This window comes from Streptomyces sp. NBC_01320 (assembly GCF_035974375.1).
Lineage (GTDB): Bacteria > Actinomycetota > Actinomycetes > Streptomycetales > Streptomycetaceae > Streptomyces > Streptomyces yanii.
In genome coordinates, this window is record NZ_CP108390.1 from 8,303,056 (window position 1) to 8,325,214 (window position 22,159).

A 22,159-nucleotide genomic window follows, 5' to 3' on the forward strand; every position below is an offset into this window, starting at 1 on the left:
CTCGTACAGCACACCACGATCATGGCGGTACGGCATCCGAACCAGTGGTGGCCCGGAAATCCGGACAGAAGATGTCGGGTTTCGAGGGTTCGATGAAACCATGACATCGAGTTCATGGGCAGCGTTCCAGGTGGCGGAGCCGGGCTTCGCCGAGATCGTTCAAGCCCGCTTCGAGCAGCACAAACACCACATCCTGGCCACCCTTCGCAAGGACGGTTCACCACGCGTGACCGGGCTGGAAGTGAACTTCCGCTTCGGTGAGCTGTGGCTCGGCATGATGCCGAACTCACGCAAGGCGCTGGACCTGCGGCGCGATCCGCGGTTCGCGGTGCACGCGAATCCGGGACCGGACGACGCGATGGAGTACGCCGACGTCCGGGTCTGCGGCCACGCGGTGGAGGAGACCGACCCCGACGTCCTGGCCCGCTTCATCGGGGAGGTGAAGCCGCCGGAGCCGTTCCATCTCTTCCGCGCGGAGCTGACGGAGGTCGTCAGCACGGGGGTGGAGAACGAGGATCTGGACATCCGGGTCTGGCGCCCGGGCAAGCCGCTGCGCACGATCCACCGCGGATCGGACGACGGCAACCCGCGCGAGACGACCTGACGCCCGAGCGGGTGCCTGCGGTGCCTGCCGGCCCGGCAGGCACCGCCCCTCGGCCCGGCGACCGGGGACAGAACGACCGCCGGACGCCCCGGCCCCTCAGAGCCTGTCGGGTGACCTCTTGGCCAGCGGCCACTCCTCGTACATGACGGGCGAAGTCGTCCCGGTCAGCAGCCAACATGCCTGACCGGGCCCCGCCGACGCGTCCGCGGGGGCATCGCGCGGGCGGAGAATGGGCGGGTGCCTACCAAGAAGAAGCCCCAGGTGACCCCCTCGCCCGAGCGGCGCCGCGAACTCCTCGACATCGCCGCAGAGGTCTTTGCCGCGCAGGGATACAACGCCACCACGGTCCGCAGGATCGCGGACGAGGCCGGGATGCTCGCGGGCAGCCTCTATTACCACTTCGATTCCAAGGAATCGATGATCGACGAGATCCTCTCCACCTTCCTCACGGAACTCTGGGAGGGCTACGACACGGTGCTCGCCGCCGGAATCGGCCCCCGCGAGACCATCGAGGCCCTCGTCACCGAGTCCTTCCGGGAGATCGACCGACACCGCGCCGCCGTCGCCATCTATCAGAAGGAGTCCAAGCACCTCGCCACCCAGCCGCGCTTCGCCTATCTCGTCGACTCCCAGCAGAAGTTCGAGAAGGCCTGGCTCGGCACGCTGGAACGCGGCGTCGCCGCCGAGGTCTTCCGCGCCGACCTCGACATCCGGCTCACCTACCGGTTCGTCCGCGACACCGTCTGGGTCGCGGCCTCCTGGTACCGGCCGGGCGGACAGCACAGCCCCGAGGAAATCGCCCGCCAGTACCTCTCGATGGTCCTGGACGGCATCGCTCTGCGTACGTAACCCACACTCACGGACCTCTCGAGGAGCGGCAGTCATGGCCGAGGCCTACATCGTCGAAGCGGTACGCACCCCGGTCGGCCGGCGCAGGGGAGGCCTCGGAGCCGTCCACCCCGCCGACCTCGGCGCCCATGTGCTGAGGGCCCTCGTCGAGCGCACCGGCATCGCCCCGGCGGCCGTCGAGGACGTCGTCTTCGGCTGCCTCGACACCGTCGGACCGCAGGCCGGCCACATCGCCCGGACCTGCCGGCCGGCGGCGGGACTGCCCGAAGAGGTCCCCGGCGTCACCGTCGACCGGCAGTGCGGCTCCTCGCAGCAGGCCGTCCACTTCGCTGCCCGGGGCGTCCTCTCCGGCACCCAGGACCCGGTCGTCGCGGGCGGCACCCAGAACATGACGCAGATCCCGATCGCCTTCGCCTCCCGCCGGGCCACCGAACCAACGAGGCGTTCGCGCCGGTCGTGCCGGCCTGGCCGAAGGAGACCGGTGCCGACCCGGACCGCGTCGACGTCAACGGCGGAGCGATCGCGCTCGGGCACCCGCTCGGCGCCACCGGCACCAGGCTGATGACGACGCTGCTGCACGAACTGGAACGCACGGGCGGCCGCTATGGCCTGCAGACCATGTGCGAGGGCGGCCAGGCGAACGTGACGATCATCGAACGGCTGTGAACCGGTTGCCGCCAAGGCTTCCGCGGAAGTCCACCGACCGGCGGCGTGGCAAGATCCACCGCTGGTCGGCAGAACGTGCTACGGTGGCCCGGTTGCAGTTTTGGTACCCATGAACTTTATGTGCGCCTGACGGGAATGCTTCCTCAGGCGCATTATTGTTTTCCGGCTTTCTCCGGATGGGGCTCAATGCGGCGACTTGGAATTCGTAAAGTGCGGATTTCCGGCACTGCACCTCTTGAGGAGAATGACATGGCTACTGGAACCGTGAAGTGGTTCAACTCGGAAAAGGGCTTCGGCTTCATCGAGCAGGACGGCGGCGGCGCCGACGTCTTCGCCCACTACTCCAACATCGCCACCTCGGGCTTCCGTGAGCTCCAGGAGGGCCAGAAGGTCTCCTTCGACGTCACGCAGGGCCAGAAGGGCCCGCAGGCGGAGAACATCGTCCCGGCCTAATTGCCGCGACGCGTACCTCGCAGCCGGGGCCCGCACCGTGAAGGTGCGGGTCCCGGCTTGTGCTGTCCCGGGGAAATGCGCCGAGAGTCCCACGGGTACGAGCGCGCACGCACATGCCGACCGGAATTCTCGAACATTCACCGAGAATTCACGAGCCGGTACGCGCGCTCCGTAGAGTCCCCAGAAGTCCCAGCAGTCCCAAGTAGTTCCCAGGAATCCCCAGGAGGGCAATTCCGTATGACCCGCTCCGAACGCCAGGACCGACCCGCCCGCACCCGCCCGTCGAGGGGGCGCGGCACGGCCCCGGCACAGGCAACCGCTAAGGGTTCCGGCAAGGGATCCGGCAAGGCGTCGCCCCGTCGCAGGGCCACGCCGCCGCAGGGCGAATTCGCCCTGCCCGAAACCATGACCCCCGCACTGCCCGCCGTCGAGGCGTTCGCCGAGCTGGACATGCCCGCCGCCCTGCTGAAAACCCTTGCCGCGCAGGGCGTCACCGACCCGTTCCCGATCCAGGGCGCCACCCTGCCGAACTCGCTCGCAGGCCGGGACATCCTCGGCCGCGGACGCACCGGCTCCGGCAAGACCCTGGCTTTCGGCCTTGCGCTTCTCGCCCGCACCGCCGGACGCCGCTCCGAGCCGCGCGCCCCGCTGGCACTCGTCCTCGTCCCGACCCGCGAGCTCGCCCAGCAGGTCACCGACGCGCTCACGCCGTACGCGACATCCGTGAACCTGCGGCTCGCCACCGTCGTCGGCGGCATGTCGATCAGCAAGCAGGCCGGCACGCTGCGCCGCGGAGCCGAGGTGCTCGTCGCCACGCCGGGCCGGCTGAAGGACCTCATCGAGCGCGGCGACGCCCGACTCGACCAGGTGTCCATCACCGTTCTCGACGAGGCCGACCAGATGGCCGACATGGGCTTCATGCCCCAGGTCGTCGGGCTGCTCAAGCAGGTCGAGCCGGACGGTCAGCGGATGCTGTTCTCCGCGACCCTGGACAAGAACATCGACCGGCTGGTCAAGATGTTCCTGACCGACCCGGTCGTGCACTCGGTCGACCCCTCCGCGGGCGCCGTCACCACCATGGAGCACCACGTGCTGCATGTGGCCGACGAGACCGACAAGAAGGTCATCGCCACCAGGATCGCGGCCCGCGACGGCCGGGTGATCATGTTCGTGGACACCAAGCGTGCCGCCGACCGCTTCGCCAAGCGGCTGCTGGCCAGCGGTGTCCGGGCCGCCGCGCTGCACGGCGGGCGGTCCCAGCCGCAGCGCAACCGGACGCTCGACCAGTTCAAGAATGGTCAGGTCACCGCACTCGTCGCGACGAACGTGGCCGCCCGCGGCATCCACGTCGACGACCTCGACCTGGTCGTGAACGTGGACCCGCCGACGGACCACAAGGACTATCTCCACCGCGGCGGTCGCACGGCGCGCGCCGGGGAATCGGGCAGTGTCGTCACACTGGTGCTGCCGGAGGAGAAGCGGGAGATGACCCGGCTGATGGCCGACGCGGGCATCGCGCCGCGAACCACCCGGATCAAGTCCAGCGACGAGGAACTCAGCCGGATCACCGGGGCGCGCGAGCCGTCCGGCATCGCGGTCGTCATCGAGGTCCCCCAGCCGACCCAGCCGAAGCCGCGCACACGGTCGGGCGGGGCCGGTGGAACCGGAGGCGGTGCGCCGTTCCGTTCCGGCACCCGAGGCCGGGGCCGACGCGGTGGGTCCGGCGCCGGAAGCGGAGCCGGGGCCGGGGCCACGCAGGGTGGCGGCGCGGCACGGGCCGGCGGCGCGGGCCGTGGCAACGGTTCGGGCGCGTCCTCGGGGCGCGCGGGAGGCTCCGGGCGAAGCAACGGCAGCGCGGCCGCGCGGGGTCGCAGGGCGGCGTAGCCGCGTACGAGGTGCGGTGACCGGTCGACCCGGTCACCGCATCGAACCTCGTTCGGGGGTAGCCGGACAGGCTGGATCCAACCGCCTGTCCGGCTCTTTTCGTTCCGCATCGTGGAGGCCCCGGAACGGACCTGGCACCCCGCCCCTACACCCGCGACAGTCCCTTCAGTACCTCGCGCGCCTCCTCCATCGCCCGTTCCACCAGCTCCGCGGTGCTCGGCAGGTCCTCGATCAGGCGCGCCACCTGACCCGACGCCATCAGGCGGACCGAACGTCGCGTCGTCGCTCGCCACGATCGCGTCGGCCTTGCCGACCGGACCGATGCCGCCGCCGAGACAGAAGCCGTTCACCGCGGCGACGACCGGCACCTCGCACTCGTAGACCGCGGCGAAGGCCTCGAAGCAGCCGCGGTTGGCGCCGATCAGGGCGTCGTGCCCGGCGTCGCGCTGCATCTCCTTGATGTCGAGACCCGCGTTGAAGCCGCGCCCGGCGGCGGCCGGGACGACGCACCGGACCTCGGGATCGCGGCCCACGGCGCGGAGTGCGTCGGCGAGGTCGTACCAGCCCTGCACGGGCAGTGCGTCGACGGGCGGACAGTCGACGGTGACGACGGAAATGCCTGTGGCGGGGCTGGGCTGGAGGTGGAGACACCCATGAGCGGATCAGCTATCTTTCCACCAAGCATTTGTTAGGTGCGCGGGCGTTCGCCGCCGAGGGGGTGAAGGTCGTGGTCAACGACCTGGGTGTCGGACTCGACGGCGACGGAGGGTCCGCCCGGAACCCATCCCACCCCCGGAGACGGAGACCGACGATGCACACCCACGACCGCCTCGCCCCCGATCCCTTCGCCCCCGCCTCCCTCGGCCCGCTCATCCTCCGCAACCGCATCATCAGGTCCGCCACCTTCGAAGGCGTCACACCCCAGGGCCTCGTCACCGACGCCCTGATCGCCTACCACCGCAGACCCGCCGCGGGCGGCGTCGGCATGACCACCCTCGCGTACTGCGCCGCCGCCCCCGAAGGCCGCACCGAACGACGCCAGATCTGGATGCGCCCGGAAGCCTTGCCCGGGCTGCGCCGCCTCACCGCCGCGGTCCACGACGAGGGCGCCGCCGTCAGCGCACAGCTCGGACACGCCGGCCCGGTCGCCGACGCCCGTTCCAACCGGCTCCCTGCCCTGGCGCCTTGCCGCTTCCTCAGCCCGCTCGGCATGCGGATGACGAAAGCGGCGACGCCCGCCGACATCGACCGGGTGACCCGCGCACACGCCACCGCCGCCCGCCTCGCCGTCGAGTCCGGATTCGACGCCGTCGAACTGCACTTCGGCCACAACTACCTCGCCAGCTCATTCCTCAGTCGGCGCCTCAACCGCCGCGACGACGCCTACGGAGGAAGCCTCGCCAACCGGGCCAAAATGGCACTCGGTATCGCCCGCGCCGTCCGCGACGAGGTCGGCGACCTGATCGCCGTCACCGCCAAACTCAACATGGACGACGGCGTACCCGGCGGCTTCTGGCTCGACGAGAGCCTCCAGGTCGCCCGCTGGCTCCAGGCCGACGGCACGGTCGACGCCCTTGAACTGACCGCGGGAAGCTCCCTGCTGAACCCCATGTACCTCTTCCGCGGCGACGCACCGCTCGCCGAGTTCGCCGCGGTCTTTCCCCAGCCGATGCGCCTCGGTGTACGCCTCGCCGGCGGCAGATTCCTGCGCACCTACCCGTACGAGGAGGCGTTCCTGCTGCCCTCCGCCCGACAGTTCAGGGCGGAGCTCAGCCTCCCGCTGATCCTCCTCGGCGGCATCAGCCGCCGCGAAACCGTCACACGGGCCATGGCGGAAGGATTCGAGTATGTGGCCATGGCCCGGGCGCTGCTGCGCGAGCCGGACCTGGTCAACCGGATGGCCGAGGATGCCGGAGCGCGTTCCCTGTGCATCCACTGCAACAAGTGCATGCCGACCATCTACTCGGGCACCCGCTGCCCGCTCGTCACCGCGCCGCTCACGGCAGGCGCGGACACATCCGTTCCAGACGCTCCCTGACCGGGCCGTCCGCCACGTATGCCGTCGCGTCGACTGCCACCGACCGCGCATAATCGTCCGGCTCCGACTCCCGCAGCAATCGCTCCAACACCGGTACGGCCCGCGGATCCTGACGGCGCGCCAGGCCCTGTGCCGCCTCCGCGACCGTGTCCGGATCCGCGTCGTCCAGCCGCTCCGCCAGCGCCGCGCGGAGCACCGGCGTGTCCGCGTCCAGCGCGGCGAGCGCCGTCGTCGCCCAGTCCCGCACCTCCGCATCGGTGTCCCGGCTCAGCCCCACCAGTGCCGCGACCCCCTCCGCATGGTCACCGGAGACCAGGTCGAACAGCGCCAGCGTCACCGCACGGCGCACCACTCGCTCCGGATTCCGCGCATGCCGCAGCACCTCCGGCAGGGCCACCGGATCGCCATGGTGCCCCAGCCCCAGCACCACCGACCGGATCAGCTCCGTGTCCGCCGCCTCCCGCGCCAGCCTCCGCAGCAGCGGAACCGAACGGGCGGCAAAAGGCTTCGACCCGGTGCGGAAACCGAGCTGGGCCAGCACATCCGCACCGAACGCCTGCCGCAACGGCTCACCGTCGCTCGCGCACCATGCGGCGCCCGCCTGGAACGTCTCCTCGTCGCCCCGCCGCCACAGCACCTCGACCGCCTCGTGCCAGTTGTCCAGTTCCGGGTTCCCGCCGCGCAGCGCCCGCGCCGCCAGCTCCGCGTACGGCGTCCGCAGACCCAGCTCCCCCTCCAGGACCGTGGCGATCGCACCGTGCCCCGTCTGTTGCTCCTGCCCCGCGAACGGCTCCCCGTCCCGTACCAGTTCGACGGTCACCGTCTCCCCGCCGTCCACCGCCGTGCGACGCACCACCATCCCCGGCCCGTCCCCGTACATCTCCCGGAGCGCGCGCCGCATCTCCTGCTCCACATCCAGCGCAAGCATCCCTTGCGCCTCCCGCAGCGCTTCGTCCAACGACCCGGCCCGCGCACCCGCCCCGTACCGCAGCAGCGCCCGCACGGTCTCCAGAGACCCGCGCCGTACCGCGAACACCAGCGGCGGTTCATGGCCCGGCCCCGGTCCCGGCAGATCGGGGTCCGCACCATGGGCGAGCAGCGCCTCCGCGATCCGCGCATGACCCAGACCCACCGCCCATCGCAGCGCCGTGAACCGGAACTGCTCCCGCAGATCGGGCTGCGCCCCGGCCGCCAGCAGCGCCTCGACGACCTCCGTGTGCCCGCCGCACACCGCCCCGCAGATCGGCAGATCGCCGGCCTCGGGCCCGCACGCCCGGTCCGGATCGGCGCCCGCCGCCAGCAGCAGCCGCACCACACCCGGCCGGTCCGACACCGCCGCCAGATAGAGCGCCGTCGTACCGTCCTCGTCGACCGCCTCGGCGGGAGCCCCCGCGCGCAGCAGCCGCACGACGGCGTCCTCACCCTCGTGCACGGCCCCGAACAGGTTCCGTGTGTCCGTCACCGGATCTTCTGCCACCCATCGACTCTACGACGGAGGGCCCCGACGGGCTCAGGTATTGCAGTCCAGTACGGTGCGGCACAACCCGCACCGCGCCCGCACCCGGCCGCGGACCGGTACTCGGATGCGCTGGTGGCAGGTCGGGCAGGCGAACGAGACCCGCCAACCCCCCGGACCCCCTTCGAACCGGTACGGGACCCCGGGGTGCGCGGCGGCCCCTGCATGGTCCTGGGCGTACCGCCGGTCCTTCGCGTAACGGTGCCGGCCGGCCCAGCCCGTCGCCGCCAGCGGAGGCTGCTGCGCGTCGCGCAGCGCCAGCGTCCGTCCCTTCACGTACGCCGTATACGCCTGCGGACTCGTGAACCACGGCGACGGATCCTCGTCGAACACCAACGCCCGCTTGGCCAGGACGTACCCGAACTCCTCCGGGGTGAGATAGCCGAGCTTCTGACTGGAGGCGGCGTCCTCCCGGAACGCGTCGAGCAGCAGCCAGCCCGCCCCCAGATACGCCGCCGCCGTGTCGGTCAGGATCTCGTTGTCCCGCGTACCGGGGAACTCCAGACCCAGCCGGTGCAACAGCACATGCATCACCTCGTGCGACAGCGCGGCACCGATGTCCCTGCGATGAGTGCGGAAGCGGTCGTTCAGCTCGATGAAGTACTCGGGCCCCGCCGCGAGTTCGACACTCCCCGCATGCTCCATCGTCCGGAACCCGACGATCACGCGGGCATCCGGCAGATGCAGATGCCGGACCATCGCCCGCGCCACGCGCTGCGCCCCCAGATATAGATCGTCCTGGTCGGAGAAGGCCGCGTCGGCGGGCAGCAGGCTCGGGGCGTACCTGAGCACACCGTCGTACGACAGCCTCCGGTACAGCGCCGTGATCGCGGACCGGACGATGTCCAGATGAGGGAAGCCATGCACCACCGGGCTGCCGTCCGGCACGTCCGCACCCCCCATCCGTGACGCTCAACCGGCTTCCACTGTAAGCGGATGCGAGCGCAACAGCGGCGAGAACAGCCCCGTACATCGCTCGCGATCTTGGCCGAAATGCGGACCTTGTGAGGACTGGGAGCGCTTCCCGATAATCCGGCCCATGCCTTTGTCAGGCACATGCCCAAACGACCCCCCACGAAAGAAGGCACCCCGTTGAAGCAGCTTCTGCGCGCCCTGAAAAGATGTTCCGTCATAGCGGCGGTGGTCCTCGCCGCCGTCAGTCTCCAGCCCGCCGGAGCATCCGCGGCACCCGCCCCCGTCGTCGGCGGCACCCGCGCCGCCCAGGGCGAGTTCCCCTTCATGGTCCGGCTCTCCATGGGCTGCGGCGGTGCCCTCTACGCCAAGAACATCGTCCTCACCGCCGCACACTGCGTGAACGGCTCGGGCAAGAACACCTCCATCACCGCCACCGCGGGCGTCGTCGACCTGCAGTCCGCCGGCGCCATCAAGGTCAGATCGACCAAGGTCCTCCAGGCACCCGGCTACACCGGCGTGGGCAAGGACTGGGCGCTCATCAAGCTCGCCAAGCCCATCGACCTGCCGACCCTGAAGATCGCCACCAACACCACGTACAACACCGGTACCTTCACCATCGCAGGCTGGGGCGCCGCCGCCGAGGGCGGCGGCCAGCAGCGCTACCTGCTGAAGGCCACCGTCCCGTACGTCTCCGACGCCGACTGCCAGGACGCATACGGCAGCGACCTCGTACCCGGCGAGGAGATCTGCGCCGGATACATCGACACCGGCGGCGTCGACACCTGCCAGGGCGACTCCGGCGGCCCCATGTTCCGCAAGGACGACGCCGGGGCCTGGATCCAGGTCGGCATCGTCAGCTGGGGCCAGGGCTGCGCCGAACCCGGCTACCCCGGGGTGTACAGCGAGGTATCGACCTTCGCCGCGAACATCGCCTCCGCGGCAGCCACACTCTGACGCCCCGGCCGGCCCCACCGCATCAGCCCTGAGCACCCCCGGGTGTGCCCGTCCGGACGGGCACACCCGGACCCAGCTCCACCCACGGATCCCCGGCGCCCTCCACCTCCAGCACCCACACCTCGTTGACGCCCTCCCGCAGCACCGGACCCGGTACATACAGTGTCCGCTGCGGGCCCGCCGACCAGTACCGGCCCAGACAGAAACCGTTCACCCAGACGAACCCGCGTGTCCAGCCCGGAAGTTCGATCCCCGCGTGATCCGGAAGACCCGCGTCCGCCGAAATCGCCGACTCGAACCAACCCCGGTACAGCCCGGCACGACCCCTCTCGGCGACAGCTCCGAACGGCACCGCGTCCACCGCACCCGGCTCCTCGAAAGCGGCCAGCCGCAGCGCCCGCGCGCTCACCCCGTGCAGATACTGCCGCTCGTGCCGGACGCCGCCCGTGATGCCCTTCGGCTCACCCAGCCGCGGCCCGTAATTGACCCGGCCCAGCGACTCCACCCACAGCTCGACCCACGCGGGCCCGGCCACCGGCTCGTCGAGGGTGGCGTTCTCGCCGCTGAGCACGCCCGCCCGGACCCCGTTCACATACACCACCGCCCGGTCCCGGAGCCCGGTCACACCCAGCGCATACGGGCGTCGCAAACCCGGAACGGCGACCTCGTACCGCACCAGCCCCCGGTCCACGCCCAGCTCCTCGAACGTCGGCGGTACACCGGACTCCGCCCGTTCGGGGTCGCCCAGCACCTCCAGCACCACGGACAGCGGCGCCCACCCGGTCAGCTCCGCACGAACCGGCGCCGCAAGCCCGGACGGCTCCGGCGGCAGCTCCGGAAGCGGACCGTCCGCGAACTCCGCCAGGACCTTCCGGAACAGCCAGAACTTCTCGGTCGGCCGCCCGTACTCGTCGATCGGCGCATCGTAGTCGTACGACGTCACCGTCGGCTGAAGATCCTGGTCCTGCACCGGACCCGAGCGGTTCGCTCCCGCCCAGCCCGCAAAATTCGTCCCCCCGTGCGCCATGTAGACATTCACCGACGCCCCGCACTCCAGAATCTCCCGCAGGGCCTCCGCGGCCTCCGCCGGATCCCGAACCACCGACGCGGCACCCCAGTGCTCGAACCAGCCGCACCAGAACTCCATACACATCAGCGGACCCTCCGGCTGATGCCGGCGCAGCACCTCGAACGCCTCACGCGCCCCCGAGCCGAAATTCACCGTCGCCAGCAACCCCGGCACGGAACCACCCGTCAGCATGTGGTCCTCCGGCCCGTCCGACGTGAACAGCGGCACACTCACCCCGTGCCCACGCAGCACCTCCGCCAGCCGCCCCAGATAGACCTGATCGGTGCCGTAGCTCCCGTACTCGTTCTCCACCTGAACCATGACCACCGGGCCGCCGCGGTCGATCTGCCGCTCCACCACCTGCGGCAACAACTCGGCGAACCACCGCTCGACCGCCTCCAGATACCCGGCGTCACGCGTCCGAACCCGCCGCCCGAACCGGCCCGTCACCCACGCGGGCAACCCGCCGTTCTCCCACTCGGCACAGATGTACGGACCCGGGCGCACGATCGCCCACAGCCCCGCCCGGTGCGCCGCATCCAGGAACCGGCCGAGCGCCGCCACCTCCCGGAACACCCTGGGCTCCGGCTCATGCAGATTCCACGGAACATACGTCTCCACACAGTTCAGGCCCATCGCCCGCAGCATCGACAGCCGGTGATCCCACTGCGCCTCGTGCACCCGGAAATAGTGCAGCGCCCCCGACAGCAGGCGTACGGGCTTCCCGTCGAGCCGGAAGTGGTCGTCCCCCACGGTGAAATCAGCCATCGTGCTCGTACTCTCCTGTTGCGCCGGTCCCACCCCCGGGCCCGCACACCCCGGGGCCGCACAACGGCACGCACCACGGAGCGGGCGAACCCGGGAGGAATGTTCCATCCAGCCTCGCCCCCTGGCGTGCAGCCGGTCCATGGACAAAGATCACTGCTGTTTGGACACAATGCGCAGATCACCGCGGCCGACCGAGCCGAAGCGAGCCCGGCGGAGTCGAGCCCGGCCGAGCCGAGCGGAGGAAGGAAAGCCGATGCCGACGTACCACACCTGGATGCGATTCTTCACGCCCAGCCCGCTCCACCACCGCCTCGGCCTCGTCTGCCTGGGCGTCGGCCTGCAACACGGCGCCCTGCCCACCGTGGGCCCCCGCACCCTCGACCACCACGTCGCCGTCGTCATCAACTCCGGCAGCGGCTGGTTCAGCGGCCCCGACGGCCGCCGCATACCCGTCACCGCCCCCAGCCTCATCTGGCTCACCCCCGGCACCCCGCACCACTACGGCGCCGACCCCGGCACCGGCTGGGACGAAGCATTCGTCGACTTCACCGGCCCCGCCACCACCACCTACACCGAACTCGGCTACATCGAACCCGACCGCCCCCTCGTCCCCCTCGCCGACACCGCAGGAGCACGCGCCGCCGTCAGCCGCATGGTGCGCGCCGCCAGACGCGGCAATCCCCTCCTCGAAGTCGAGACCGGCGCCGCCGTCCACGAACTCCTCGTCGCCCTGCGCCGCGCCCGTGCCGATGTCAGCCCCGACGGCGACCCCGTCCTGCAGGCGCTCGCCCGCGACGCATTCCAGCCCCTCTCCGTCGCCGAACACGCGGCCCGCCACAGCATGACCCCCGCCGAACTGCGCACCGCCGTGCGCCGCGGCGCCGGCTGCAGCCCCAAGGACTACCTCCTCGGCATCCGCCTCGGCCGAGCCAAAGAGCTCCTCGCCGCAACCGACCTGCCGGTCGCCGCAGTCGCCCGCCGCGTCGGCTACGACGACCCCGCCTACTTCTCCCGCCTCTTCGCCCGCCGCGTCGGCACCGCCCCCGTCCGCTTCCGCGAACAACAGGGCCGCGCCGTTCCCGGCGGCTGGAGCGACCGGGTCCCCGACCCCGAACACCCACCGACGATCACCGCGTGGACCCCGGGCGTCTAAGCTCGACGACCATGACCCCCAGCGACATCGACGAGTCCGTACGCGCGGAACTGAACCGGCTCCGCGAGAGCATCGACAACATCGACGCTGCTGTTGTCCACATGCTCGCCGAGCGCTTCAAGTGCACCCAGCAGGTCGGCCACCTCAAGGCGAACCACAAACTGCCCCCGGCCGACCCGACCCGCGAAACCGAACAGATCGCCCGCCTGCGCCGCCTCGCCGAGAACGCGAAACTCGACCCCGCCTTCGCCGAGAAGCTCCTGAACTTCATCATCGCCGAGGTGATCAGGCACCATGAGCGGATTGCCGGTGACCCCCCGGCCGGCGACGCAGCCCCCGAGAACTGATCCTCTGCACCCTGCGCCGTACGGCGAGCCGAGCGCGCGCCCCGGGGCCCCGCGGGCACGGGGCCGTCATTGCTGCAGCACCACTTCCGGGCCTCCATCACGTCCTGAGCCGGCGACGTCCACGGAGATCACCCACTCCACGAAGCCCTGACGAACATCAGTCAGGTACGAACACGCAGCGAGGGCCGCGACCTCAAGGCCGCGGCCCTCGCTTCCGTGCCGTTACAGCGAGTGTCCGAGGGGTATGCCTCCCCCGGAGTCACGCTTCGGGTTGACCGCTCGCGACTACAGGTTCCGCACCCGGATGTTGCGGAAGTCGATCAGGTCGTTGTTGCTGTGGTTCTGCAACCCCACGTACCCGCTGAGGAACTGACGCAGGTCCGTGGGCGGGTCACCCGCCCGGGACGACGACTTGCCGGGCGTGTTGTCGAACTCGTTGATCACCACGCCGTTGCGGATGATCGTGTAGTGCTGCCCGACCGCGCGGATCTCGTAGTCGTTCCACTGGCCCTTCGGGGTCACCCCTGCCTTGTCCAGGCCCACCGGCTTGAAGTTGTACACCGAGCCGGTCTTCTGGACCTCGCCCGTGGCCCCGTCGTAGATCTGGATCTCCTGACCGCAGTAGATCGCGAGCCACTCGGGGGCGGTGCGAGCCGAACCGACCGTCCCGCAACTACCGGCCGGGCGGTCGGCCAGCGGCGTCCGCGGATCCGGGAACCGGATGAAGACACCGCTGTTGGCGTTGCCGGTACCCGGAGCCATGTCCCGGAACTGGAGCCTGACCGAGAAGTCTCCGAGCTCCTGCTTGGCGTACCACAGCATGCCCAGGCCACCTGAACTGCGGATGGTGCCGTCGGGCTGGAGGGAGAACTTCCCGGGGCCGGCCTGCCGCCAGTCGGCGAGGCTCGCCGCGGTCCCGTCGAAGAGGGGCCGGTACCCGGCGACCTTGCCGATCTCGCTCTGCGCCGCCGCCTTGCTGATCGCCGCCGACTCGCGGTTGTCGAGGACGTCCTCCTTGCGGAGGTCGTTGACCACGCCGTTGACGTGGCTGACGAACTCGCCGTGGTTCCGCCAGGACGCCTCGTCGTCGATCAGGTCGTTGACGGTGCAGCCGCCACCCGCGCGGTGGTTGGCCACGCCGGTGTCGGTGTCGAGCAGCTTGACGGTCGGACGGGCGTCGGGCGCAGGGCAGCCGGCCTTGGCGTCGAACGTCGCTGTGGCCTTCTCACCGTCGGCGTAGGTGACCGTCAGCTTCGCGTGGTACGTGCCGTAGTCGGCGTAGGTGTGCGTGGGGTTGGTCTCGTGCGACGGCGCGCTGCCGTCACCGAAGTCCCACTCCCAGGCCACACCGCCGACCTTGGCACCGGAGAACGCCACCGTCTTGGGCTTGCTCTGGGTGACCACCCGTGCTCCGGCGTCCTGCGGCTTCGGGGTGGCCGGGCCACCCTGGTAGGTGATGCGGATGAGCTTCTGGTTGGAGTGCAGGCTGAAGAAACCGCCCGCGTAGTCGAGCATGTACAGCGCACCGTCGGGACCGAACTTGGCGTCCATCCAGCTCTGCAGCTGGGTGCCGCCGCTGCCGGGCGCGATGATGCTGCGCAGGTCCTCGCCGAAGGCCGGCGCGCCCGCGTCCTTGACCTGGTCGGGGTCGACGGTCACCGCGACCCGGTTGTTGGAGTTGGACTCGTCACCGATGAACCACTTGTCCTCCCAGTACGCCGGCCAGGCGACACCGCTCTTGGTGTCCACCTGGGAGCGGTGGTAGGTCGGACCGGACATGATGGCCTGGCCGCCGCCCTTGAGGTACGGCTGGGTGTAGGTGGCCTCGCTGTCGACGTAGCTCGGGACACCGCTGCCGTCGGAGCGCTTGGGGAAGACGGGGCCGCCGCCCTGGGGTGAGTACCAGATCATGTTGTCGCGGGCCGGCGGGATGTCCACCAGGCCGGTGTTGCGCGGCGACTCGTTCTTGAGGTTGTCGCAGTCGTACCAGCCGGTGAGGACACTGGCGTCGGTGTTGCTGCGGTCACGGTACGGCTGCCGGTTGCCCATGCAGTACGGCCAGCCCTGGTTGCCCGCGGAGGTGATGATGGTGGCCGTCTCGTACTTGGCCGGGCCCAGCTCCGGACTCGACGCTCCCGCGTCCGGCCCGACCCAGCCGGCGTTCAGCCAGTTGTGCACCGGGTCGACGGAGAGCCGAGCGATGTTGCGGACACCCATCACGTAGATCTCCGGGCGGGTCTTGGCCGTGCCCGGCGCGAAGAGGTTGCCCTTGGGGATGGTGTAGGTGCCGTCGGACTCGGGGTGGATACGGATGATCTTGCCGTTGAGGTCGTTGGTGTTGCCGGCGGTGCGGCGGGCGTCCTGGAAGGAGACACCCTTGTAGTCCTGGGTCCAGTTGTTCCCGGAGTATCCGCTGGAGCCGCCGGAGGAGTTGCTGTCACCGGAGCCGATGTAGAGGTTGCCGTCCTTGTCGAAGGACATGCCGCCGCCGGCGTGGCAGCAGCTGTGGATCTGGGTGTCCCAGTGCAGCAGGTCCTTGCGGGTGGACCGGTCGATGGACTCGGTCGCGAAGTCGTAGGTCAGCCGGGAGACCGTCCGCTGGCCGATCCGCTTGTCGCGGTCGATCGACTCGTGCGGCATCCAGTAGATGTAGATCCACCCGTTCTTCTCGAACTTCGGGTCGAGGGTGATGCCGACGAGGCCTTCCTCGTTCTTGACCAGTTCGTCACCGCTGCCCCGGTTGCCCATCACATCGAGTGTGGTGAGCAGCTTGACCTGCTTGGTCTTGGAGTCCCACTGGTGGATGGTGCCGCAGCCCAGGCCGACCTTGGGGTCGTTCCAGGAACTGATCGGGCCGGACGGGCAGGCGGCCTTGCCGATGTAGAAGGCCTTGCCGTCGGGGGCCATGGTGAGGCCGTGCGGCTCACCGATCTGGTCGAGCTGCCCCGCCTGGTTCTGGGCGGTCAGCCGCTCGGTCTTGTAGTTGGACGCGATGGTCGCCTGGCAGTCGCCACGGACCATGCCGGTGGTCCACTGGATGGCGCCGAGGAGGTGGCTCTGGAACTTCGTGTCGGTGGTGTAGCTCTCCTCGGTGCGGCCCATTCCGGTGTAGAAGGACCGGCCGCCCTCGTAGTCCCGGCACCACGAGATCGGGTGGAACGGGCCGTTGGCGCTGAGACCCGGCTTGTACTTCCCCTCCTCGACCTGGGCAATGGTGTGGACCTTGCCGATCGGATTGGGGTCCCAGTTGATCCACTGGTCGGAGCGGGTCCAGTTGAGCGGAAGTCCCTTGTTCGCGGGATGTTGACGATCCGTCACATCAACGACGGCCTGCTGGACCTTGGAATCCTGCGGGGGCGTCGGTTTGGCGCTGAAGAGCCGCAGCTCGGCCAACTGGGTAAGCGGCTCACCGCTGTTGGCGGTGATCTCCAGCCGGTAGTGCTGGTAGGCCGTGCTGTTGGTGAACTGGAACTGCCTGGTCTGGAAACGCGACGAGAAGGTCTCGCCGGTCCGGGTGTCCAGGGTCTTCCAGGTCTCGCCGTCCTCCGAGCCCTGCAGCTTCCAGTCCTTCGGGTCCCGTCCCGAGGAGTCGTTGGCGGAGGTCAACGCGTAGTTGACCACCGCGACGGGCTTGTCCAGCTTCATGGTGACCCAGCCGGTCGGCGTACGGGCCAGCCACTTGGTGTCGTTCTTGCCGTCGAACAGCTTGTCCTTGGTTTCGTTCGGCGGGTTGTCCCCGTTGACCGCGCTCTCGACGACCTTCTCGGGGTCGGGAAGGCCCAGGGCCGGGCGGGTGCCGATCAGCCCGGTGAACCAGGAGGAGTCGGACTGGGCCCGGGCGGCGTCGTGGACGCCGACGAAGCCGCCTCCGTTGTTGATGTACGACTGGAACGCGGCCTCCTGCTCGGCGTTGAGCGTCACTCCATCGGCCGACAGGAACACCACCCCTCGGTACTTGGCGAGGTCGGAGGTGTTGAACACGCTCGCGTCCTCGGACTCGACGACCTTGAACCCGTTCTTCTCGCCGAGGTTCTCGATCGCCGCCGTGGCCTTGTTGACCGGGTCGTCCTGCTTGGCGGCCGGTCCGTGGAAGACCAGGACGTTCACTTGGGTTTCGGTGGCGGCGCCCTGGTCCTGGCTGACTCTTTCGACGGGCGGCTGCGCCTGTGCCTGCACGGAAGGCAGCGCGGACAGCCCCACGGTCAGTGCGGCGCTGGACAGCAGAACGACCGCGCGGCGCCAGGGCCACGCGTGACGAGAGGTCAGCGCAGGACGCGACGGCGGCGATCCGCTTCGTCTTGACAGGGCCAACCGGTCTCTCTTGCCCATGCTTGCTCCTTGACTCGATCCGGAGACGGAAGAGTGATCAGGGGATGGAGCGAGGGCTGCCGCAGGTGCCCCGCCCGGCATGCGCCGGGCGCGACGGCTTTCGCGGGCGGTCACGCTGCCCGGGAAGGACGGGGTGCCGGAGCAGGGAGGTCAGGTTCGCCTCCGGTCCCGGCGGGCGAGGACCGACCGGCGGCAGGTTGGTACACGCCCGTCAGGCCGTCAGGCAGGCCTGACGGGCGTGGCTTCGGGGGCGGAGCCCATATCAGGACCCCGCCGCTGCCTTCTAGTGGTGGGGCATGCCGCCGGGGACCGTGCCGTCGGCCTCGGTCACGAGGAAGATCCCGGCCATGCCCATGTCCGCGTGGCTCTGGACGTGACAGTGGTACATCCAGGCACCTGCGCCGACCCGGGCACCCGCGATCACCTGGAACCCGAAGGAGTCCGCGGGGCCGACGGTCTTGGTGTCGATGACCCGGCTCACGTCCTGCGGACCCTGCAGGATCCCGGTGCGGTTGTCCACCCAGCGGTGGCCGTGCACATGGAAGGTGTGGAAGAAATCCCCGTGGGTGATGACGATGAACTCCACCCGCTCGCCGCGGACGGCCGTGAAGGTGGGGGTGTCGTGGTGGGCCTTGTTGTTGATCGTCATGTCGTTGAACACGACCGTGAACTGCTTGTCGGGCAGCACGTCGCCCTTGCGGCGCACGATCACGGGGCCGTACAGGCCCTTCTTGAGGCCGCCCGTGCCGTGTTCGGTCCCCACGTTGTGATCGTGATAGTGCCAGTAGCCGGCGCTGCCGGCCTCCCACGTCCCGTCGTGATTCGGCCCCGGGGCGTGGGTGCGCCAGACATAGGTCCGCCGGGCGCCCGGCTCGACAACGCTGTCATTCATCTTGGTGCCGTCGCTGGCGACGTCGTAGTCCACACCGTGCACGTGCAGACTCGCGGCGACGTCCAGGTTGTTGACGACCTCGATGCGCATCGTGTCGCCCTCGGTCAGCTCGATGAGCGGGCCGGGAATCGACGCCTTACCGGGCTCCAGGCCGTAACCCATTTGCCCGTTCGGCAGGTTCTCCATGTACAGCGTCAGCTCACGGACGGTGCCCTTGCCGTTTCCTTGACCGCTTCCTTCACCGGGCTTGTCCTTCGGTGCGGCGGCGGAGGTGCCGAGCACCGTGGGAACGACCGCCGCGGCGGCCGCGCCGGTGGCGAACGCTCGCCGGGAGAAGAGGTGTCTCGTGCCTGCGCCTGAGTCGGTCATCGCTCTCCAATCCTCGAAACGCGAAGGTGCCCGAAGGCGTTTCGTCGTCGTGGTGTGAGTCGCCGCCGACGGCAGCTGTCCCGTCACGGCGGTACGCGGTGGTGCGCCGGGCGTTCGGCCCCGCGAGACAGGCGGGGCGGTCGCCGGACCGAACTCCGGTGGAGACGGTCCGACTTGGCCGGACCCGGTGGACGCGGTCCGGCTTGGCTCGATGTGCCGGCTACGGCCGGGATCGGATCGGCTGGGCGAAGGGGATTCGCCTCGGGACCTGGACACCGTAGCGAGCACGCATCCAGTTTTTCCAGACTCAGGTCAAAGTTGGTTGGATTCTCGTCATAGGTCTTGGCGGATAGTCAAAAGAACCGCTAACTTCCCCTCGTTGCCGCATTGAATGAGGTTGCGTGAACCCCGCCCTCGGGTTCGCGATGCCAGCGGCCTCGCAGCGACAGGGGTGGATGCCGCCTGTGCGTGAGTGACGGCGGCCTCCGCCGTCGTCGCGCGCGGGCGACTACCGAAGCGCGGCACCCGCCCCGTTCCGTCCAGGGCGCCGGTCCGGTGAGCGGAGTACTCGCGTCTCGAACGCGCTCATCCCGGCGGCTGATCGTCCACCCGGCGGGACCGCGAGTCCTGCGCGGTGCCGCACAAGCGAATTCCCGAAAGGTGCAGCGGTGTTCAGAAGACTGCTCCATGCCCAGACGGATCCGCCCCCCTCAAGATCCGCGCTACGTGACCGATTCAGCGAGCATCCGGTGCTGATGGCGCTGATGGCCGTTGTCTTCACAGCTTTCGCATTGGCCGTTCCGGCCGCGTACGCGGCGGCGAATCGCGCGGAGGAGACCGCAGCGACCCAGGTGCTCACCTGGACGGCCGGCGACGATTACATGAAGTACACGTCAGCCCCCACCACCGCGGTGGCGGGCAAGACGACCATTGTGTTCGAGAGCAGCGCGGCGACCGGCAACACGACGGGGTTGACGCACACCCTGACGTTCGACGTCTCGAACCCCGACTACAACAACGACGTCAGCCTCAACATCCTGGCGAGCCCCTTCGATTCCGAGGGAGGCAGGCACACGGCCGAAGTCACCCTCAAACCTGGTATCTACCGCTATTTCTGCGCGATGCCGGGCCATCAGATGATGACGGGTGAGCTCATTGTCACCGCAGCGCCCGGCGACGACACCACTGCGCCGGACACGTCGGCGACGGTGTCGGGGACGAAGGACTCCGCCGGGAATTACGTGTCCAGCGCGACGGTCACAGTGACCGCTTCGGACGCGGATTCGGGTGTGGCGGGAATCGAGTACTCCCTCGATGGCGCGTCGTACAGCAGCTACACGGCGCCGGTTGAAGTCAAAAGCGTAGGCCAGCACAGACTCGCCTATCGAGCGACGGACAAGGCGGGCAACACCTCGCCGGTGAAGTCGGTCGACTTCACGGTCGTGGCACCGGAGCCGCCGAAGGACACCACGCCGCCCGACACTTCCGCGACCGTGTCCGGAACCAAGGACTCCGCCGGGAATTACGTGTCCAGCGCGACGGTCACAGTGACCGCTTCCGATGCCGAGTCGGGTGTGGCGGGAATCGAGTACTCCCTCGATGGCGCGTCGTACAGCAGCTACACGGCGCCGGTTGAAGTCAAAAGCGTAGGCCAGCACAGACTCGCCTATCGAGCGACGGACAAGGCGGGCAACACCTCGCCGGTGAAGTCGGTCGACTTCACGGTCGTGGCACCGGAGCCGCCGAAGGACACCACGCCGCCCGACACTTCCGCGACCGTGTCCGGAACCAAGGACTCCGCCGGGAATTACGTGTCCAGCGCGACGGTCACAGTGACCGCTTCCGATGCCGATTCGGGTGTGGCGGGAATCGAGTACTCCCTCGATGGCGCGTCGTACAGCAGCTACACGGCGCCGGTTGAAGTCAAAAGCGTAGGCCAGCACAGACTCGCCTATCGAGCGACGGACAAGGCGGGCAACACCTCGCCGGTGAAGTCGGTCGACTTCACGGTCGTGGCACCGGAGCCGCCGAAGGACACCACGCCGCCCGACACTTCCGCGACCGTGTCCGGAACCAAGGACTCCGCCGGGAATTACGTGTCCAGCGCGACGGTCACAGTGACCGCTTCCGATGCCGAGTCGGGTGTGGCGGGAATCGAGTACTCCCTCGATGGCGCGTCGTACAGCAGCTACACGGCGCCGGTTGAAGTCAAAAGCGTAGGCCAGCACAGACTCGCCTATCGAGCGACGGACAAGGCGGGCAACACCTCGCCGGTGAAGTCGGTCGACTTCACGGTCGTGGCACCGGAGCCGCCGAAGGACACCACGCCGCCCGACACTTCCGCGACCGTGTCCGGAACCAAGGACTCCGCCGGGAATTACGTGTCCAGCGCGACGGTCACAGTGACCGCTTCCGATGCCGATTCGGGCGTGGCGGGAATCGAGTACTCGCTCGACGGCGCGTCCTATCGCAACTACACGGCGCCCGTTGCCGTCGACGCCCTGGGCCGGCACACGCTGACCTACCGAGCGACGGACAAGGCGGGCAACACCTCGTCGGCGCAGTCGGTGGAGTTCACCGTCGTGGCGGCTCCGCCCGCGGACAGGACGCCGCCGCAGGTGTCGGCCTCCGTATCCGGCACGAAGAACGACTCCGGTGACTACGTCGGCAGCGCGACGGTGACGGTGACGGCTTCGGACGCGGAGTCGGGTGTGGCCAGGATCGAGTACTCCCTCGACGGTGGCCCCTACCTGCAGTACTCCGCCCCGGTGGCGATCGGCAGAGCCGGGAGCCACACCTTGCTCTACCGGGCCAGCGACAAGGCCGGTAACACCTCCACGCCGCAGTCGCTGTCCCTCACCATCGTCGACAGCAAGCCGCCGACCGACTGTCCTGAAACGGACGACCGCTCCACCGTGTTCACCGGCTCGATCAACACCGGTGTCGCGAACCGCGTCACGACCAACGGCTGCACGGTCAACGAGCTGATCGAGGATCACCGGGCCTGGAAGAACCACGGCGCGTTCGTCTCACACGTCGGGGAGATCGTCACGACGCTGCGGAAGGAGGGAGTCCTGGACCAGCGGGAGGCCGCCCTGATCAAGAAGGCGGCCGGCCAGTCCGACGTCGGCATGCCGAACCACAGTCTCGCCGGTCGCTGAGTTCACGGCCGGGCGGTGACGCCGCCTGAGCCGTGTGCCTCGGCCGGCTGCGGCGGCGGCCTGCCGAGCGAACCGGACAACGCACCAAAACCGATGGGGTGGAGAGCTGGACGTGCTCCACCCCATCGGGCCTGGCCGCCTCTGCAAGAGCCGGGGCGGCAACGAGACTGTTCTGCTTCGAACCGGCTCTGT

The 22,159-nt window shown here is 69.3% G+C and carries 14 protein-coding genes and 3 pseudogenes; 10 read left to right on the top strand and 7 right to left on the bottom strand.

The window, feature by feature from the left end; all coding sequences use genetic code 11:
• Window positions 1–100 precede the first annotated feature (100 nt).
• From OG395_RS37780 to OG395_RS37800, 5 genes and pseudogenes are all read left to right on the top strand, one after another.
• A complete protein-coding gene (locus OG395_RS37780) occupies window positions 101–604 on the top strand; it encodes a pyridoxamine 5'-phosphate oxidase family protein (RefSeq protein ID WP_327246951.1) in 504 nt (167 codons plus the stop codon).
• A 237-nt stretch (window positions 605–841) separates the two neighbouring features.
• The gene (locus OG395_RS37785; RefSeq protein ID WP_327246952.1) at window positions 842–1,453 is read left to right on the top strand and encodes a TetR/AcrR family transcriptional regulator; all 612 of its coding nucleotides are present in this window, start codon (window positions 842–844) and stop codon (window positions 1,451–1,453) included.
• 34 nt (window positions 1,454–1,487) lie between these two features.
• Window positions 1,488–2,119, top strand: a pseudogene (locus OG395_RS37790) (beta-ketoacyl synthase N-terminal-like domain-containing protein).
• Between the two features lie 249 nt (window positions 2,120–2,368).
• Complete coding sequence (locus tag OG395_RS37795; RefSeq protein ID WP_003969786.1) at window positions 2,369–2,572, top strand: cold-shock protein; 204 nt, start codon at window positions 2,369–2,371, stop codon at window positions 2,570–2,572.
• 237 nt (window positions 2,573–2,809) lie between these two features.
• Entirely contained in the window at window positions 2,810–4,456 is a 1,647-nt protein-coding gene (locus OG395_RS37800; protein ID WP_327246953.1) for a DEAD/DEAH box helicase, read from the top strand.
• A 145-nt stretch (window positions 4,457–4,601) separates the two neighbouring features.
• Here the strand turns inward: OG395_RS37800 and OG395_RS37805 are convergent.
• A pseudogene (locus OG395_RS37805) lies at window positions 4,602–4,718 on the bottom strand (nitronate monooxygenase); the annotation flags it as partial.
• Window positions 4,714–5,111: pseudogene (locus OG395_RS37810) on the bottom strand (enoyl-CoA hydratase-related protein); the annotation flags it as partial. The pseudogenes OG395_RS37805 and OG395_RS37810, both read right to left, overlap by 5 nt.
• A 156-nt stretch (window positions 5,112–5,267) precedes the next feature.
• Between OG395_RS37810 and OG395_RS37815 the strand changes: the two are divergent.
• Window positions 5,268–6,494 carry an NADH:flavin oxidoreductase gene (locus OG395_RS37815; RefSeq protein WP_327249580.1) on the top strand — a complete coding sequence of 409 codons (1,227 nt, stop codon included), beginning with the start codon at window positions 5,268–5,270 and terminating at the stop codon, window positions 6,492–6,494.
• Here OG395_RS37815 and OG395_RS37820 read toward each other — a convergent pair.
• On the bottom strand, window positions 6,454–7,956 hold the full coding sequence (locus tag OG395_RS37820) for an ankyrin repeat domain-containing protein (protein ID WP_327246954.1): 1,503 nt from the start codon (window positions 7,954–7,956) through the stop codon (window positions 6,454–6,456). The genes OG395_RS37815 and OG395_RS37820 overlap by 41 nt on opposite strands.
• 48 nt (window positions 7,957–8,004) lie before the next feature.
• Complete coding sequence (locus tag OG395_RS37825; protein WP_327246955.1) at window positions 8,005–8,913, bottom strand: hypothetical protein; 909 nt, start codon at window positions 8,911–8,913, stop codon at window positions 8,005–8,007.
• Window positions 8,914–9,102: 189 nt separating this feature from the next.
• Between OG395_RS37825 and OG395_RS37830 the strand changes: the two genes are divergently transcribed.
• Window positions 9,103–9,879: a S1 family peptidase gene (locus tag OG395_RS37830; RefSeq protein WP_327246956.1), complete on the top strand. Its 777-nt coding sequence runs from the start codon at window positions 9,103–9,105 to the stop codon at window positions 9,877–9,879.
• 22 nt (window positions 9,880–9,901) lie between these two features.
• On the opposite strand, the gene OG395_RS37835 is transcribed toward OG395_RS37830, so the two are convergent.
• The gene (locus OG395_RS37835; protein ID WP_327246957.1) at window positions 9,902–11,716 is read right to left on the bottom strand and encodes a glycoside hydrolase family 35 protein; all 1,815 of its coding nucleotides are present in this window, start codon (window positions 11,714–11,716) and stop codon (window positions 9,902–9,904) included.
• Between the two features lie 253 nt (window positions 11,717–11,969).
• Between OG395_RS37835 and OG395_RS37840 the strand changes: the two genes are divergently transcribed.
• Together OG395_RS37840 and OG395_RS37845 are read left to right on the top strand one after the other, a co-directional pair.
• Complete coding sequence (locus OG395_RS37840; protein WP_327246958.1) at window positions 11,970–12,869, top strand: helix-turn-helix domain-containing protein; 900 nt, start codon at window positions 11,970–11,972, stop codon at window positions 12,867–12,869.
• Window positions 12,870–12,880: 11 nt separating this feature from the next.
• Window positions 12,881–13,216, top strand: coding sequence for a chorismate mutase (locus OG395_RS37845; RefSeq protein ID WP_327246959.1), 336 nt, complete (start codon window positions 12,881–12,883; stop codon window positions 13,214–13,216).
• A 285-nt stretch (window positions 13,217–13,501) separates the two neighbouring features.
• Here the strand turns inward: OG395_RS37845 and OG395_RS58515 are convergent, their stop codons facing one another.
• Window positions 13,502–17,545, bottom strand: a complete 4,044-nt coding sequence (locus OG395_RS58515) for a ThuA domain-containing protein (RefSeq protein WP_442818637.1) — start codon at window positions 17,543–17,545, stop codon at window positions 13,502–13,504.
• 283 nt (window positions 17,546–17,828) lie between these two features.
• Entirely contained in the window at window positions 17,829–18,806 is a 978-nt protein-coding gene (locus tag OG395_RS37870; protein WP_327246960.1) for a multicopper oxidase domain-containing protein, read from the bottom strand.
• Between the two features lie 755 nt (window positions 18,807–19,561).
• On the opposite strand from OG395_RS37870, the gene OG395_RS37875 reads away from it, so the two are divergent.
• Window positions 19,562–21,967 carry an OmpL47-type beta-barrel domain-containing protein gene (locus tag OG395_RS37875; protein WP_442818638.1) on the top strand — a complete coding sequence of 802 codons (2,406 nt, stop codon included), beginning with the start codon at window positions 19,562–19,564 and terminating at the stop codon, window positions 21,965–21,967.
• The last annotated feature ends 192 nt before the right edge of the window (window positions 21,968–22,159 follow it).

What these genes read in the sequence shown, in the direction of transcription:
- OG395_RS37780 (WP_327246951.1), top strand. Translation starts at nt 101, where the DNA reads ATGACATCGAGTTCATGGGCAGCGTTCCAGGTGGCGGAGCCGGGCTTC.
- OG395_RS37795 (WP_003969786.1), top strand. Translation starts at nt 2,369, where the DNA reads ATGGCTACTGGAACCGTGAAGTGGTTCAACTCGGAAAAGGGCTTCGGC.
- OG395_RS37800 (WP_327246953.1), top strand. Translation starts at nt 2,810, where the DNA reads ATGACCCGCTCCGAACGCCAGGACCGACCCGCCCGCACCCGCCCGTCG.
- OG395_RS37815 (WP_327249580.1), top strand. Translation starts at nt 5,268, where the DNA reads ATGCACACCCACGACCGCCTCGCCCCCGATCCCTTCGCCCCCGCCTCC.
- OG395_RS37825 (WP_327246955.1), bottom strand. Translation starts at nt 8,913, where the DNA reads ATGGGGGGTGCGGACGTGCCGGACGGCAGCCCGGTGGTGCATGGCTTC.
- OG395_RS37835 (WP_327246957.1), bottom strand. Translation starts at nt 11,716, where the DNA reads ATGGCTGATTTCACCGTGGGGGACGACCACTTCCGGCTCGACGGGAAG.
- OG395_RS37840 (WP_327246958.1), top strand. Translation starts at nt 11,970, where the DNA reads ATGCCGACGTACCACACCTGGATGCGATTCTTCACGCCCAGCCCGCTC.
- OG395_RS37845 (WP_327246959.1), top strand. Translation starts at nt 12,881, where the DNA reads ATGACCCCCAGCGACATCGACGAGTCCGTACGCGCGGAACTGAACCGG.
- OG395_RS58515 (WP_442818637.1), bottom strand. Translation starts at nt 17,545, where the DNA reads ATGGGCAAGAGAGACCGGTTGGCCCTGTCAAGACGAAGCGGATCGCCG.
- OG395_RS37870 (WP_327246960.1), bottom strand. Translation starts at nt 18,806, where the DNA reads ATGACCGACTCAGGCGCAGGCACGAGACACCTCTTCTCCCGGCGAGCG.
- OG395_RS37875 (WP_442818638.1), top strand. Translation starts at nt 19,562, where the DNA reads ATGGCGCTGATGGCCGTTGTCTTCACAGCTTTCGCATTGGCCGTTCCG.